13 protein-coding genes are annotated in these 16,890 nt (G+C 36.6%); 2 read left to right on the top strand and 11 right to left on the bottom strand.

All coding sequences use genetic code 11. From position 1 onward, the window contains the following. Positions 1-96 precede the first annotated feature (96 nt). Positions 97-1,959, top strand: a complete 1,863-nt coding sequence (locus ACT5E3_RS17625) for an FG-GAP repeat domain-containing protein (RefSeq protein ID WP_444994857.1) — start codon at positions 97-99, stop codon at positions 1,957-1,959. Positions 1,960-2,240: 281 nt separating this feature from the next. Then, a complete protein-coding gene (locus ACT5E3_RS17620) occupies positions 2,241-2,879 on the top strand; it encodes a glutathione S-transferase family protein (protein ID WP_444994856.1) in 639 nt (212 codons plus the stop codon). Between the two features lie 31 nt (positions 2,880-2,910). Here ACT5E3_RS17620 and ACT5E3_RS17615 read toward each other — a convergent pair whose 3' ends face one another. The 11 genes from ACT5E3_RS17615 to ACT5E3_RS17565 form a co-directional block, all read right to left on the bottom strand. Then, on the bottom strand, positions 2,911-4,488 hold the full coding sequence (locus tag ACT5E3_RS17615; protein WP_444994855.1) for a GAF domain-containing sensor histidine kinase: 1,578 nt from the start codon (positions 4,486-4,488) through the stop codon (positions 2,911-2,913). After that, positions 4,475-5,026, bottom strand: coding sequence for a heme NO-binding domain-containing protein (locus ACT5E3_RS17610; protein ID WP_444994854.1), 552 nt, complete (start codon positions 5,024-5,026; stop codon positions 4,475-4,477). Before ACT5E3_RS17610 ends, ACT5E3_RS17615 begins: the two co-directional genes overlap by 14 nt. Before the next feature lie 464 nt (positions 5,027-5,490). After that, the gene (gene thrC, locus ACT5E3_RS17605; protein ID WP_444994853.1) at positions 5,491-6,774 is read right to left on the bottom strand and encodes a threonine synthase; all 1,284 of its coding nucleotides are present in this window, start codon (positions 6,772-6,774) and stop codon (positions 5,491-5,493) included. Between the two features lie 37 nt (positions 6,775-6,811). Beyond that, positions 6,812-7,765 carry a homoserine kinase gene (gene thrB, locus ACT5E3_RS17600; protein ID WP_444994852.1) on the bottom strand — a complete coding sequence of 318 codons (954 nt, stop codon included), beginning with the start codon at positions 7,763-7,765 and terminating at the stop codon, positions 6,812-6,814. Between the two features lie 33 nt (positions 7,766-7,798). Then, on the bottom strand, positions 7,799-10,261 hold the full coding sequence (gene thrA, locus ACT5E3_RS17595; protein WP_444994851.1) for a bifunctional aspartate kinase/homoserine dehydrogenase I: 2,463 nt from the start codon (positions 10,259-10,261) through the stop codon (positions 7,799-7,801). Between the two features lie 476 nt (positions 10,262-10,737). After that, on the bottom strand, positions 10,738-11,658 hold the full coding sequence (locus ACT5E3_RS17590) for a DMT family transporter (protein WP_444994850.1): 921 nt from the start codon (positions 11,656-11,658) through the stop codon (positions 10,738-10,740). A gap of 343 nt (positions 11,659-12,001) precedes the next feature. Next, positions 12,002-14,260, bottom strand: coding sequence for a molybdopterin cofactor-binding domain-containing protein (locus ACT5E3_RS17585; RefSeq protein WP_444994849.1), 2,259 nt, complete (start codon positions 14,258-14,260; stop codon positions 12,002-12,004). A gap of 1 nt (position 14,261) precedes the next feature. Further along, entirely contained in the window at positions 14,262-14,726 is a 465-nt protein-coding gene (locus ACT5E3_RS17580; RefSeq protein ID WP_444994848.1) for a (2Fe-2S)-binding protein, read from the bottom strand. Further along, positions 14,707-15,354 carry a nucleotidyltransferase family protein gene (locus ACT5E3_RS17575; RefSeq protein ID WP_444994847.1) on the bottom strand — a complete coding sequence of 216 codons (648 nt, stop codon included), beginning with the start codon at positions 15,352-15,354 and terminating at the stop codon, positions 14,707-14,709. The genes ACT5E3_RS17580 and ACT5E3_RS17575 overlap by 20 nt, the downstream gene beginning before the upstream one ends. Further along, entirely contained in the window at positions 15,354-16,361 is a 1,008-nt protein-coding gene (locus tag ACT5E3_RS17570) for an XdhC family protein (protein ID WP_444994846.1), read from the bottom strand. Before ACT5E3_RS17570 ends, ACT5E3_RS17575 begins: the two co-directional genes overlap by 1 nt. Next, the gene (locus ACT5E3_RS17565; protein ID WP_444994845.1) at positions 16,361-16,819 is read right to left on the bottom strand and encodes an iron-sulfur cluster assembly scaffold protein; all 459 of its coding nucleotides are present in this window, start codon (positions 16,817-16,819) and stop codon (positions 16,361-16,363) included. Before ACT5E3_RS17565 ends, ACT5E3_RS17570 begins: the two co-directional genes overlap by 1 nt. Positions 16,820-16,890 lie beyond the last annotated feature (71 nt).

The raw sequence follows: 16,890 nt of genomic DNA, 5'->3' as shown, positions 1-16,890 counted from the left end.
AAACTTCATAATTTAACTTTCTTGTAATTATTAAAGTATAACGTTGTTATAAAAATTAATAAGTAAGTTTTTTGTTCTTTATTGAGGAATATAGTTATGTGTGAGTTTTTGAGAGCTAGTTCTATAGTTTTGCTTTTTTTGAGTATATGTACAACAGTATATGCTGAAGTTGAAGGGTTTGGTAACCCGGTTAACAGTACTCCGTTAAAAGAGCATTTTGTTTTAAAAAGAGATAATTTGAGGTACAAAACAAATGAATACTATCATTTTAATGTTGAACAGTATTTACAAAAAAATGCACCTCATATATTTGCACACACAACTTCAAGTGGCACGGCGTTAGAGGTCATTAATCATTGGAGTGGTTTTTATTCTGTTAATCCGTATATTATTATTGCATTAATGGAACTTAAAGCGAATACCATAACGAATCAGCAAACTGATTTGCAGCATCCTTTCGGGACTGTTTCTGTAAATAGTCATGGGTTCGATAATCAAGTTAAAGATGTTGCAGCCCAGCTTAATGAAATTATTTTATATGCTGATCCGATTGACTCCGGTAATGGATTGTTAACTGAAAACTTGCCTGCACTTTCCAATCTTTATGCCCAACTTTTTCCTAAGAATACTAAAGTGATTAATTTTGTACTAAAAAAAATAGACTTTCTTTATCAATATGATGAGTATAGCTTTAATATACAAAATTATTTAAATGAACATGCAACTCATTTAGCCAGTTATGTTGATCCAAATGTTAACGTAAATGCAGCAGAAATTATCAGTCATTGGGCTGGGATTAGTTCCATCAGCCCCAAAATATTGCTTAGTCTTATGATGCAACAGTCTACCACAGGTAAACTTCAGCAGGTTAAAGTTACAAAGCCTTATGGGACATTATCGACTGAAATCGGGTTTAATGCTCAGGTTAAAGATATAGCTAATCAGCTTTCTAAAATGTATTACTCTTCAGACACAATGAGAAGCGGGTTTTTACTTCATCGTTATGATGAATTGTCAAAGTTTTATGCGGTTGCCTTTCCTCAATCTGTTAAGGGGGATTTTAATGGAGATGGAATGGCTGATATTTTTTTACGTTCTTGGGTGACAGGCAAAAGCGTATTGTCATTAATGAGTGGTACGCATGTTATAGAGAGTAGTGTTGTTAATACAGTTGACTTAAACTGGGATATTGTTGGGCGTGGCGATTTTAATGGTGATGGTAAAAATGATCTTTTATGGCGAGATAAAAATACAGGCTTAAACTGGGTTTATTTAATGGATGGAGAAAAAATTTTATTAAACCAAAAACTTAATACACTTAGCCTTGATTGGCAGGTTAAATCAACAGGCGATTTCAATAAAGATGGAAAAGCCGATATCTTATGGCATAGTGGTCTTTCTGGAGAAGTATGGGTTTATCTTATGGATGGCAGCATTATAAAGTCTATTATCTATTTAGAAACGCGCAGTAATTCAGATTGGCAAATTATTGAAACCGCCGATATTGATGGAGATACTAGCACCGATATTATCTGGCGTAATTTAAATACAACCGAAAATTCAGTTCATTTGATGACAGGATTAGGCGTTGATATGTCATCTGGTAATATTCAACCATTGAGAAATTTTGATTATAGCTGGATTATTGTCGGTAGTGGTGATTTTAATCGTGATGGTACTGATGATTTAGTCTTGCGAAATACTACAACTGGATTAAATAAAGTTTTCTTTATGAAAAATGCAGAAGTTTTTCGGGAAGTAGATATTAATGTAGTCACAGATCAAAACTGGTTTATCAAAGACGTTGCTGATTTTAATGGCGATGGTAAGAGTGATCTTTTATGGCGAAACACATCAACTGGAGAGTTTTGGTTGTATATTATGGATGAGGAAAAAATAATTTTAAGTCAATCACTTGGTCATGTTTCTATGAGTTGGGAGTTACAAGGGGCAAGATAAAGTTATCATTTATGTTTAGACTTGGCATATTGAGAATGTTTTAAATTGTATTTTTAATAAAACCAAGTCTATATTTTTTCACTTTTGCTAATATTCAGATACTTCGGATTTATTAGAAAACGCTGTTTGCTATTGTTTTTTCAATAGATAAAAAGTACTCAATGTACTATTGTGTTTATAGACATTCAGTATTAGTATACTTGCAAGATATGATTTACTTTCAATTGAGTAATTTAGCATTTCGTTATTTTATATCAGTCTCTAAATAAGAGGATGTTTCATTGTACAAACTCTATTATTATCCGAATAATGCTAGTTTAGCTCCTCACTTCTTATTACACGAAATGTCATTGGAATATGAGTTGCTTTTAGTTGATCGAGAGTCAAACTTCCAAAAATCAGCAGAATATCTAAAGCTAAATCCTGCAGGGAGAATTCCAACGCTAGTTGATGGTGATATGGTTCTTTTTGAAAGCCCTGCTATTTGTATCTATCTTTGTGAGCAAAATCCAGACAAGAAATTAATACCTGCGCTTGGTAGTCCTGAGAGAGCCAAGTTTTTTCAGTGGTTAACTTTTCTCAACAATACTTTGCAAGCTGAGTTGATGGTGTACTATTATCCACATAGACATACGACGGAGGAGAAAAATATTCCCAGTGTGGTTGCCGCACAAGAGCAACGTATTGCAGAGGTTTTGTCTATTATAGATAGTGAGCTAGAAGGGAAGACTTATTTGTTAGGCGAGCATATATCAGCCTGTGATTTTTTCTTTTTTATGCTGGCTGAATGGTCATTAAAAATAGAAAAATCCCCGTTATCTTTTGATAATGTTAAGCGTTATCTCCAAAGGTTAGCAAAGCTACCTACTATTAGAGCAGTCTGTAAAAAAGAAAAAATGGATTTAACTCCTTTTGAATAGTGTTTTTTTATTTGGGTTGATTAAATCGCTATTATGAGCTTGAAAATTTTTCTTGTGAAATATTACAAGGTAGTAAAATTTTAAAACAAGTGCCTTTTCCTACTTGACTGGTGACTTGGATTGAGCCTTGATGTTGTTCAATAATACCGTATGATACAGATAAGCCAAGGCCTGTCCCTTTTCCTACAGGTTTGCTAGTGAAAAATGGATCAAATATTTTCGATAACTTATCATCTGGTATTCCTTCACCATTATCAGAAAAGGTAATCTCTACCATATTATTTTTTAATTGAGTTTGTATTTCAATATGTCCTTGTTCTCCACAAGCATCCTTTGCATTAACTAATAAATTCATAAATACTTGGCTTAATTGCCCAATGTGGCACTTTATATTGGGTAATTCTCCATAATGTTTATTCACTGTTACGGTATATTTTAATTCGTTCCATATTACTTTTAGAGTGTTTTCGATACATTGGTTAATATTTTGCTCTTCTAGTCGACTATCGCCTGCGTGAGAAAATACTTTTAAGTTAGCTACAATCTCTTTAACTCGTTGTAACCCTTGGGCTGAGTCTTCTAGCATTTCACCTATATCATTTTTTATAAAGTTATAGTCATCATTTTCTTTAGTTAATTGGATTAACTCAAGTTTTTTAGGGATCGCATTAAGCTTATTTTGGAGAAAGAAATTTTCTACTTCCGTATATTGATTAATTAATGATATAAAAGTGTGTGTGTATTCTTCAAGCGTGTCGATGTTGCTAATGACATAGCCAACAGGGTTATTGATTTCATGGGCTACGCCAGCCGCAATTTGTCCTAGTGAAGCCATTTTCTCTGATTGAATTAATTGCTTTTGAGTCGATTTTAATTCTTCGTGTGCTTTTTGTAGTGATGCAAAGCTAGCGATAATATTTTTTTGTGATTTACGTCTTTCCAGAGCTGTACTTAATTGAAGAGCGGCAGTTTCAGAGTTTTGAATAGTGGATTCTCTAATGTTACTGAAGTCATTGATCCCAAACTCTGCAACAGCAACAATTTCGTTAAATCTTTTTATCGGAATAGCAATTGCGCCCATTATGGACAACTCCTTAGCAACTGTAATACGTTGAGGAGATATTGAGGTGTTATCATCAACATTCCAAATAAAAACTTTTTGACTTTTTAAAACTTTACCAGGAATACTATCGTTATTGAAGGATTGCGTTTTTTTTATACATTCCTTTAGTGATGATGGAAAATCTGTTTGGTTAGGGTAAAAAAAATCAGCAGACAACTCTTTTTTTGAATCCTTAACTTTTAAATAAATTAATCCATAAGGTGCTTCTAATAATTTAGCAACAGCATTTAAATATCTAGTAAGATTTTCAGTAAAAGATAGCTCGTGCTTAGTGAAATTAGCGACTTCAACCAATAACTCTAACTCTTTTTTTTGATATTCAAGAGTTTCATTTTGCAGTTTTATTTTGATTAAATTATCATAAACTTCTCTGCTTTTATCATTGAGTAGTTTTTCTGCGAGCTGTCGAGATTTTTTCTCTCGTTCATAGGCTTTGATATATTGGTTTTCTGGGACATTTGTTTGCTTTTTGTTAAGGTGTTCCATCAAGGTTTATCTCCATATGGCAACAATCATAACCATTATGCATGCATTGAGTATGAGCAATGTTGATCGATTCTTTGAAATGTTGTGCTGCACCTTCAATTAACCCTTCGGCTAAGTGACAAAGTTTTCGTTTTGAATGATACTTCATGATTAGAAGGTTACTTGATGGATCTGAGTACTCAATAGTTGGTAAGTAAGAGTTAGGATATAAGCGTTTAACTTCTTTATGAATAACTTGGTCGACACTGAGTAAAAATGATTTGAGTGTCATGCCCGGCTGATGGGCATCTGGCATATGCTGAATCAAATAAGGAAATATGTAAATACCTAATGTTTTAACCAGATCAGCAGCAGGCAACCCCGTTTTATTTGAGAGCTCTCCGACTAGAGCAAAAAGCTCCTCATCAGCATAATTAGCACTAGATGTATAAATACCTTCTGATTCTGGTGCTACTTTTTCTAGGGTTTCATTCCAAGTAGCCAGTCCAAAATTTTCAATAATACAATCACTTAGCGCTGTAAAAACGATACCTTGCATGGCTTTTCTCTAGTTTGTTCTCTCTGGGCGATTTTTAGGTTAGTTTAGTTTTCTACATTTATTTTTTAAGGTATAAACACTTCTAAATTATAACTACGGTTGGTAGAAGGGACTAAAGTCTCATCCCTATTTATTCTAGTTCATTTTGTATAAATTGCAGCAGAACTAGTTATTTTGTTTGCCTTGTTCCTAGGGAGCTATCTATTGTGTTATGTTGAGTTGATTAAACGAGCTGTTAGCGGAATATTGCTTATTGCTATTATTGGGCGGTTTATTAATGATTATAAAAATGATAATGTAAACAAGCACTATGATTTTATTTTGTTGGAAAGTGATGATATAGAAAAATGGTTACAGCTTGAATATTTAATTTATAGTAAAAAATGATTAGAACACTTTATTAATGTTAGTTATTAATAAAGTGTTCAATATGTTGGAATGAGGTTAAAAATTGATTTAAAAAACTACTTTTTTAGTGAGTAAAGGTAGTTTTCTAGCTTGCTAAAATCTGCCGTCATTTCAGTGGATAAATCATCTTTTACTGAACATTTAGCTAATTCTTCTGGTAGTGGTATTTCCAATTGTAAAATTTCTTCGACCGTCGATTTAAATTTGGCTGGATGTGCTGTTCCAAGAAAAATACCTGTTTCTCCAGGCTGTAATGATTCGTGTAGTCCAGAATATGCAACTGCAGCGTGAGGCTCACTAATATAACCGTGTTTATAGAGCTCTCTCATTGTTGCTGCCGTTTTATCTTCATCAACGGCACCACCAGTTAAAGCATTGCTATCAAACTGATCACTATCCATTAAATACTCAATTCGTGGCCAATTGTTAGGCTTACTTACATCCATTGCATTAGAGATGGTGGCAATTGTTTCTTTTGGGCTCCATTGACCTGTTTGAAGATATCTTGGAACCGTATCATTAACATTTGTTGATGCAATAAAGCGTTTAACTGGTAAGCCTAATGTTTTAGCAATAATGCCGGCGCATAAATTACCAAAGTTACCGCTGGGTACTGCAACCACAACTTCATTTCTTTGCTCTACTGGTAGTTGAGCAAAGGCATCAAAGTAATAACATACTTGTGCCAATAGTCGGCTAATATTAATTGAGTTGGCAGAGTTGAGACCAATTGTTTCAACTAACTCTGCCTGATCGAAGCTTTGTTTGACTAACTGTTGGCAATCATCAAAGCTACCTTCAACAGCAACAGTATGAATGTTGTTACCTAGTGTCGTAAACATTTTTTGCTGGAGTTCGCTGATTTTTCCTTTAGGGAATAAAATCACCACTTGAATGTTTTTTAAACCATGAAATGCGTGAGCGACAGCTGCACCAGTATCACCTGAAGTAGCAGTTAATATTGTTATTGGTTTTTCATCGACAAAACTTTGCAGGCAATTAGCCATAAAGTTAGCACCAAAATCTTTAAAAGCCAGAGTTGGCCCATGAAATAATTCAAGACAGTATTCATTTTTTGTGACATTTTTAAGTTTGGCTGGAAAAGCAAAAGTTTTTTGAATAATTTGAGAGAGTTGCTCGTCGCTAATATTCTCTCCCACAAATGGTTTTAATATCTCATAGTTTCTTTGATGAACATCCATCTTCAGAAGCGCTTCAATATTGTTCAGAGGCAACAGCTGCTTAGGAAAGAAAAGTCCTTGTTTTCTTCCTAGTCCTGTTTTTACTGCGGTTTCAAAATCAACCGATTGTGACTCGTCTTTTAAATTATAAAGTTTCACTGTCCAACTCTCTTTTTGTTTGGTAAGCGTAAGTTAATTAAATTTTTCTTGTACCTTGATGGTCGACTTTGCATATGTGCACAAAGCCTTCGCTTGATTGTAAATAGTTTTGTTGTAACCAGTTACTGGCATCTTGGGCTATATCAAAGTCGTCATATACGGCAAATAAAGTTGGCCCTGAGCCAGAAATTCCAACAGCTAAAGAGCCTAACTCAATGAGTTTGCTTTTGGCTTGTTTAAATTGTGGGATCAGGAGATCTCTATAAGGCTCCGCTACAACATCTTTTAAGCAAGCGAATGCTGTTTTCTTATCTTTTCGATGACTGGCATCAATAAAACCAGCCAGGTTTTGCCCAAATTGGATGAGTGTTTGTCGAGAATATTCGGCAGGTAAAATTTCTCTTGCTGCTTTTGTGCTGACTACCACATCAGGGTAAGCCATTACCCAATAACAATCATCAAAGGTTGGCAAACTTTGCGCTATTTTATCTGGTGTATCTAACATGAGTTGAAGCCCACCAAGGTAGCAGGGGGCAACATTGTCGTAATGTACGCTACCACTGATTTCACCTTCGAGCGCTCCCATCATTTTTAGAAGTTCTAATGGTTCAAAAGGGCAAGAGTAAAACTCATTCAAAGCATAAAAAGCCGCTACTACGGAGCAAGCACTAGAACCTAGTCCACTGCTGACAGGAATATTTTTATGGAGCCTAATTTTTATAGCTTTAACATCAAGCTGCTTATCAAGCATGGCTTTATTAAAAGCTTGCAAACATTGCCAAACAATATTCTCGCGTGGGTTAGAGGGTAGTTTGGCAGAGTGGGTACCTGTTAATACAAACTCACTGGGCTGTGAATTGTCACTAAGGGTTTCAATATCAACAATATCACCAACTAAAGTGCCATCTATAGGGGAAATTGCTAAACCAAGGGTATCGAAGCCAACGCTCACGTTACCGATTGAAATAGGTGCAAATACTGATACTGACATTCTATTTTTCCTGCGTATAATTTATTGTCATGTTTAGTGTTCTTGATCCCAAGAAAGGGTTCTCAGTAAATCACCAAACAGTCCCGCTGCTGTAACTGATGCGCCAGCACCATAACCTCTGATGACAAAAGGGCGAGGTTGGTAATATCGGGTATTGAGTGCCAAAGCATTTTCGCCGTCTGCGACACTATAAAGCGGGTGGTTTGAGTCTACAGCCTGAATATTAACACGACATTTCTGATTTTCTATTTGGGCAATGTAGCGTAATACTTGATTGTTTTTTTCAGCTTTTTCAATTTGTAGTTGGAAAGTTGAATCATAATCCGGTAGCTTTTGTAAAAATTCGCTCGCATCTGTTATTTCTGCCAACTCTTGTGGTACGACAGGTTCTAACTCGATATCTGAAAGCTCTAGTTGAAGACCTGCCTCGCGTGCAATAACTAATACTTTACGGGCAACATCCATCCCGCTTAAGTCTTCTGCTGGATTTGGCTCTGTATATCCTAAATCTTTCGCTTTTAATGTTGCTTGTGAAAGCGATAAGCCTTTATGTAGCTCACCGAAAATATAAGAAAGAGAACCTGATAGTATGCCTTCAAACTGTACTAATTCATCACCGGCCCGTAATAAGCCTTGTAGATTATCAATGACTGGGAGACCTGCGCCAACGTTAGTTTCGTATAAGAAACGTCTTTGTTTGAGATCGGCTGCTGCTCTGAGCTTATGATAATAATCAAAGCTTGCAGTATTCGCTTTTTTATTGGCTGTTACTACATGAAAACCATTTGTAAGAAAAGCATCGTATTGCATCGCGATGTCTTCATTACTTGTACAGTCAATAATCACAGGATTGTTGAGGTGAGATTCAGAAACAAATTGATTGAGTTTGTCTAATGAAAAGGTTTCTTTTGATTCAGTGAGTAAGTTTTGCCAGTTTCCAGAAAGGTTAATGCCATTTTTATTTAACAACAAATGTTTGCTATTGGCAATGGCGACTAAGTTAAGTGCAATATTCTTGTCACTTAGCCATTGTTGTTGTTTTTGTATTTGGGCGATGAGCTCTTTACCCACTGTACCACAGCCTATCACAAATGCATCGATTGTCGGTTTTTTCAGAAACAAGTTCTGGTGACAAATTTTAACCGCATCGTCAGTGCGTTGATCACGGATAACGGCTGAAATGCTTCGTTCCGATGAGTCTTGTGCAATCGCTATAATATTGACTCTCGCTTGCGATAACGCTTTAAAAAACTTAGCGGCAATGCCTTTTTGTTGTTGCATTCTATCGCCAACTAAAGTGATAACGGCAAGGTTTCTTTTGACCGATATTGGTTCTAGTAACTCATTTTTTAATTCTAATTTAAATTCTTCGTTTAAACACTCTAATGCGGCATCCGATTCATTTCCGGGAACGCAAAAACTAATGCAATATTCTGCTGACGACTGGCTAATCATAATTACCGAAATATCTGCAAGGCTAATGGCAGAAAAAACTCGGCTAGCCATACCGACCATTCCTTTCATTCCTGGCCCAGAAACATTGATCATGGCAACATTTGAAAGGTTTGATATGGCTTTAACCGTATCACCTTCTGACGACTCATTTGAGATCAATGTACCTGGTTGAGATGGCTCATGAGTATTTTTAATGTAGCAAGGAATTTGATGTAGTGAGAGTGGAGAAATTGTTTTTGGGTGTAATACTTTTGCTCCAAAATAAGAAAGTTCCATTGCCTCATGGTATGACATTTTTTTAATTAATTGTGCATCTTGAACTAAGCGTGGGTCGGCATTGTAAACCCCGTTAACATCAGTCCAGATGACACATGATTTAGCTTCAATACACACTGCAAGAATTGCTGCGGAATAATCTGAGCCATTTCTGCCTAGCGTTGTCATTTCCCCTGAAGGTTTAACGCCAAAAAAACCAGGCATTAAAGAAACGTTAGCTGGAGACGAATAAGCTTGTAAAAAGCGGCTTTTGGATTTATCTAAGTCGGCAATTGGTTCTACTGATTTATCATCGGTGGTTAGAAAATTGACTGGGTCGATTGTTTGTACATTTAAATCAAGCGAGTTGAGAAAAGCTTTGAGTAAAATAACACTAAATTTTTCTCCGGTGCTTAATATTTGGGCTTGAGTTGAAGTCGGACAATGCTCCAATAGTTTAGTGCCTTGAACTAGCTGATCTAGTTTTTCAATGAGCTGGTTAAATTCATCAAGCGTTGAGTTTTTATTAATAGCTGAAAAGTTGGTAAACGTTTCTTCTAAAATTTGCTGGAAATGCTGTTGAATATTAGTCATTAATGTTTTGACTTGATCACCATTGCTATCTAAGTTCTCAATTAAAGCAACGAGACTGTTGGTTATACCTTGCGGTGCTGAAACCACAGTGGAAACAGAGCTATTTTTTTGACAATCGTGAATGATGTTAGCAACCTTGCTAAAACAGATTGCATTTGCGAGTGACGAACCACCAAATTTTAATACTTGCATCTTTTCTCTCAACTAAAAAAAAGCCCGTGAATCTTAAGAGAGTCACGGGCTTTTTTGGAATAATTTTTTAACGTATCAGCCTATGACCATTCGACAAGTAATTGTCGTGGTTCCGATAATAATAATAATGCCGGTCATGTTAGTGAGCATAGTGATTCGTTTAGTTAATTTTTCAGTTATATTTAGCTCTGTGTACATATACAGTAATCTGTTAACATGCTTTAGTCGGTTAACACTCTTAAAGCGCTATAAAATAGACGTTTTATGTACACCTGATTATCTATCATCTGTTTGATGTTATCATGCGAACAATTACCATTTATGATAGAAAGTTTGCATATAACAAAAAGTAGTAAATGGAGGTTTAGCCATCCAAATAAACTCAATGGCAGGTTACCTAAGTTCTGTTAGATAACCAAATAGCTTATGGTTATATACAAAGTGCTGTAATGGTGCAAAGCTTAGTTATCAGCTTCTTACGAACCGACTGATTTATTTTGCTTCAAGCGTTTATAAAAGGATAAATTTCGATATTTTCCCATTGCGATAAAATTGCCAATTAGTATGGCAAAAAGCCCTATAACGCCTTCTAAAGTCCAGCTGTAGTTCTCAAAAAATGTTGATAGGATCATCGCTATAACTGGAAATACCAATGTAACATAAGCCGCTTTGTCTGGACCTATTCGTCCTACTAATGTAAGAAACGCGCTAAAAGCAATGACAGAGCCAAATAAGGCTAAGTAAAGTAGCGAGCCGATATAGCTTGCAGAATAGTCAAATGTGAAGTTGGAACCGTTCAATAATGCGATGGTACCAATAAATATTGACGCATAGCCCATACCTAAGGCATTGGCTTGAATAACAGGGACTTTTCGACGTTGCGTTTTGGCTGAAATGATATTGCCGAGAGAAGCGAAGACGCTGCCACATAACACTAGTGCTATGCCATACCAAACGGTTTCTTTATTTTGTTCAAACTTCAGTTCAGGCATAAATATCAAAATAATACCAACCACCCCTACTGTTGCACCAACGAGGACTTCTTTGCGAATTTTATCACCCAGTAATAGGTAGGAAAAAAGCACATTAAAATAAACAATACTTGTACTTAAAATAGCGGCTAATGAACTGGTAATCTTGCTAATACCAATATAGGTTAGCCAGTAATTAAATCCAAAGAGTAGTAAGCCTTGTAATAAAATTAACCCATGATCTTTGATAGTAAAATTAAATGATTTTTTACGCAAAAAGCAAAAAATAAATAAAAATAAGCTGGCTAAAAAAAAACGATAAACCACTGATATAATTGGGTCAACTTTGCCAAGCTGAAAGGTAATCATGATCCAGGTTGAACCCCAAATCAGCGCAGAAGTTAAAAAAAGCATTATATTATTCATTACTACCTCAATCGACATGGTGAGAATCAGCTTACCATCCATAGATGCTGCGGTTTCATGTGCAGGCAAAATGTTTTGGATATATTATATTTTAGGAACCTATCTTTGCTTTAAATGAGAGCTTAAAGCTTTGGGAAGTGATAGATATCTCATATAGTTTAAAGATAATGGATTTATGAGATAAAATCGAGTTAAATTTTAGATGAATTTAAACAGCGATAAGTTATGTATAGAAATAAGAGGGAGGTTAATTCTTTTTTATTAATTTTTTCATTGAAAATACTTATTGAGTCGTAGCATGCAATGATCGCTCTTGTTGCTGCTACGACTGTCTGCAATATAATTAAATAATACCAAATTGTTTTAGTGGCAACCGTCGATACCGTTCACCAGTTGCTGCAAAAATTGCATTGCATAAGGCGGGAGCAAAAGGAGGGACTCCTGGTTCGCCAATACCTGTAGGTAACGCTTCGCTTTTAACAATATGAGTATGAATCGTTGGAATTTGATCAATTCGGGCCATTTGATAGTCATGAAAATTAGACTGTTCAACTGCGCCATTTTTGGCTGTTATTTCGCCATAAAAAGCGAGGCTTGCTGAAAATATTGCCGCCCCTTCCATTTGAGAACGTACTCGATCGGGGTTTAATACTTTTCCAACGTCAACTGCACTATGAATTGATTCTATTTTAACTTTCCCATTTTTCATAGAAACTTCAACCACTGTTGCTACATAGCTGCAAAAACTGCGATGAGCTGCTATGCCTACACCATGACCTTTGGCCAGCTTTTTCCCCCAATTAGCTTTTTGAGCGACTAATTGAATAACGTTTTTTAGTCGGTTAGTATCGGCCGGGTATTTATCCAATGGTTCACCATAGTTACCATATTGATAATTATCTTTCGTGTAATCAATTTTTTGATCTTTGCCAATGAGTTCTAGTAAAAAGTCTTTAGGATCTTTACCAGTTGTATGGGCTAGTTCATCAGCAAATGAACAAGCAGCAAAGGCATTATTAATGTTGGTGACTGATCTAACCCAGCCAATGCGCATAAAAGTTTCAGTGTCGCCCAGGTCCATCAAAATATTAGGCACATCATACATCATGTCGGCTTGGCCTAAATCTGCACTGCCTGCTGTTTTGGCTGCTGGGTTAAAAGTTGCTGCAATAGGGTGGTTGACCATACTATGATGCCATCCGCTGATTTTATTATTTTTATCAACGGTTGCGGCAAGAGTTTGGTAGCTTGGTGAGTGATAATAGCCGTGTTGAATTTCGTCTTCACGGGTCCATAATACTTTGATTGGCAATTGGGTTTTATGGGCAAGGTAAGCTGCTTCAGCCACAAAGTCAGGTTTTGATTTTCGTCCAAAACCGCCGCCTAATAATGTCACATTAACTTTAACCGTATTGGCTTTTTCTTTAGGGATATTGAGCACCTGCATTACATTACCAACAGAAGATTGTGGGGTTTGTGTGCAAGCCCAAACTTCCACTCCATTATTGGTTACTTTGGCCGTTGCTGCTGGCGGCTCCATAGTGGCATGAGCTAGTCCGCTCACATAATATTCTGCTTCAACTACTTTTTTGGCATTCTTTTTAGCTTGTTCAAAATTACCTCGCTGACGAACCACTTGTGAAGGTTTTTTTAAAGCCTTTTTAAATTCTGCTTCATGAGACTGGGTGTTGTATTGAGCATTTTGTCCATGTTCCCATTCTATTTTTAATTTTTTTCTTCCTTCGATAGCAGCCCAAGTGTTATCAGCAATGACGGCTATTCCCCCTAACATTTTAAATGCCGCAGGAGGTTCTAATGCAGGAAGCTCGACTACTTTAACAACTCCTTTTACTTTTAAACAATCACTTGCGTCATAAGACTTTACCTGACCAAAAACAACTGGGGGTCTTGCTATAACGGCAACTTTCAATCCATCTAGTTTTACATCATAACCAAACTCAGTGTTACCAGTTATAATTTTATGGCTATCCAAAAGTTTGATATTTTCTTTGCCTATGTAGCGTTGTTCACTTTCTTCTTTGAGTTTTAATTTTTTTCTATCGGGTACAGGGAGTGTTGCTGCTATTTCTACGAGTTTCGAAAAATCAAGTGTCTTATTTTTTCCTTTTAACATTGCCTGGTGATTATATATGCTAACTTGTTTGATCGGTACTTGCCAAACTTTAGCGGCGGCTTGTTGCAACATATTTTTGGCGATAGCTCCTGCTTCTTTTAATTTTTGATAATTCTTACGCACACTACGTGAACCATCGGTATTTTGGCTACCATATTTTCTATCACCTAAAGCTTGCTCTACAGTAACTCTCTGCCAGTCAGCTTCCATTTCATCTGCCACTAACAATGGTAGTGTACTGCGAACTCCTTGCCCCATTTCTGAACGATGGCAAATAATGGTTACTTGTCCGTCTTTAGCTATTGATACAAAAACATCTGGAGAGAAAACGGTGTTGGTATCATGAGCCGTCGTCGCTAAAACATCTGTAAAGTGAACGCTTAATACCAAACTGCTACTGGCGATCCCAAAACCTTTTAAAAAATTACGGCGACTGACATTTTGAATTGTTGAAGAATTATTATGCATTTTATTTGACCTCCCTGGCTAATTTGGCTGCTTGATGAATGGCTGTTCTAATTCGCGGATAAGTACCACAGCGGCAGATATTTCCTGCCATTGCCTGATTGATATCTTCATCAGTAGGCGCATTGTTTTTATTGAGTAATGCAGAAGCTGACATGATTTGTCCTGCCTGACAATAACCACACTGAGCAACATTATTGGCGTGCCAAGTTTTTTGTACTGGATGATCACCATTGAGCGAAAGTCCTTCGATGGTTGTTATGGTACGCCCTTCAACAGCCGAAATAGGTAGCACGCAAGAACGAACGGCTTCACCATCTAAATGCACTGTACAAGCGCCACACAAGCCTTTGCCACAGCCATACTTGCTACCGGTTAGCTGAACAATATCGCGGATAACCCAGAGCAGTGGCATTTCAGGATCGACATCGAGTTGTTTTTCGACGCCATTAATATTGAGTTTTATCATAATGGTTCTCCGTTTTAATTTTATTCATTTGTGCTTGGTATAGTACTAAGTGTTTTAAATCTTCTGGTGTATCTAAATCAAATGCTGCATTACTCAATGGTACTTTCACAACATGATGGGCCAATTGTTGAAGTAACTTTTTGGCACCTGTTTCGCGAAGTTGTTGTAGAGCAGGAAAATATTTTTTTGGAAAAATAACAGGGGCACCTAAAGTTTCTTGTTGTCGTTTTTCATCATAATACTGGCTAGCAATAATTTTTTCTGGTGCGTCATTCCATTGTTTGATGAGTTGTTTAATATCTTCTATTGTTAACAGCCATTGATCGGATAATAAAATCATAGCGGCATCTGTTTGAGAAGGTAATTGACTGATGCCCAGCGCAATTGAAGTACCCATTCCTTGTGGCCATTGTTGATTGAGTAAAATATTGACCCGAGAGTTATTAATTAACGGACTTATCTGCTGGACGTTAGCGCCTAAAATACATGTGGTTGAATGAGTTGTGCTCAGCGCTATTTGGGTAATTCTGCTAATCAGTGTTTGGTTATTCAGTTTGATTAATTGCTTCGGTTGACCCAAGCGCGATGAGTTACCGGCTGCAATAATAATGCTGGCAAGCTTAAGCATTAGCGTGTTGAATCCTGATAGCAAAAGCCAACATTTTTATTGGCCTTTACTGCTTGTATTTCACTAATAATAGCCAGAGCAATGGTTTCTGGGCTATCGGCGCCAATATCTAAGCCTACAGGGCCATAAATTCGACCTTCATGCTGAGAGAAACTGGTTTTGCACTGTTTTAGTAATTGATCCCTTCTGTGAGATGGACCAAGCAAACCAATATAAGGTAAATGACTATTAATTAAGTGAGCAAGATAGGCTTGATCTCTTTCAAATTGATGGCTCATGATAACCGCCGCATCAAAAGTATTGAGATTAAATTGAGGCCACTGGCTTCGTTTGATTGGTATAACCTGATTAGCAGCGGGAAATAAGTGAGCTTGTGCAAATTCTTTTCGGTGATCAATAACGGTTGTTTTCCAGCCTAGTTGTTTTGCAATGTTAGTAACGGGTGGCACATCAGGTGAGGCGCCACAAATTAAAATGTGCTGTGGGGCCTTAAGAGGTATTAATAATTGACCGTTAAAATAGCCCGGTTTTTCCGGTATGGTTATCAATCTACCCGAGCTATTCAGTTGCTTCTGATTTTTTTGTAATGCTTCGAAATGTAATTGATACTGATTTTTAGCATCAATCATTAATAAATAATCATTACCAGTTTCGACTTTTTTTAATATCTCAAAAAAGCCATAGTGTTGATTAGATGCGGGTAAAAATTTTAACCGTATATTTAACGCGCCGTTACAACCTAAACCTAACCCCCAAACTAAATCATCTTCACCACGCATATCGTATTGGAGAGTAGTATCTTGTCGGTTTTCAAAAACGGTTTGGCAGTGTGCTTGTATATCAGACTCTAAACATCCGCCACTTAGCAGCCCCCAGTATTTTAACTGGTTATTGATTAGCATGAGTGCGCCTGTTTTTTGATAAGTAGAGCCCTCGGTGTTAGTAATAACCGCTAAAATAAAATCTGCCTCTGGCTGATATTCATCTAGTGCTGATAGCAGACCCATTATTGTCTCCCATCTATAGATGGTTTATTACTAGGAGAAGCGCTAAGTGCGGCTTGTAGCAATGTGTCCCAGGGTAAAAGAGCACAATTGATGCGACTGGGGTGTTCAGCAACATTAATCAGACAGTTTAATGCTGGAATGTTTAATGGCGCTTTACTTTTTAGGGCATTCGTTAAAAGTTGTGTATCTGCTTTTAATTGAGAAATATTTTTTTCTTGAGAATGCTCACAAAGTAAAGAGGCTGAAGCAGTGCAAATGGCACAGGCATCAGAATCGAAGCCAATATTGATAATTTGCTGTGTAGGAGTATTTTCAATTTGTAGATAAATATTAAGCTCATCACCACAGCTAGGATTATAACCCTCTGCTTGGTGGGTTGGAATAAAGCGCAATTTATTTCCGATAGGATTACGCGCATGTTGTTTTATTTCATTTTGATAAAGTTTTTGTAAAGACATAAAGTTAAGTAAACCGCAAATGGGTCAGTCTGAAAGCGAAATCATCCAATGAGTATATTTTTATTCCTATG

The sequence above is a fragment of the Aliikangiella litoralis genome, from assembly GCF_052495765.1.
The sequence above is the reverse complement of the archived record's forward strand: the minus strand, read 5'-3'. Positions and strand labels throughout refer to the sequence as shown.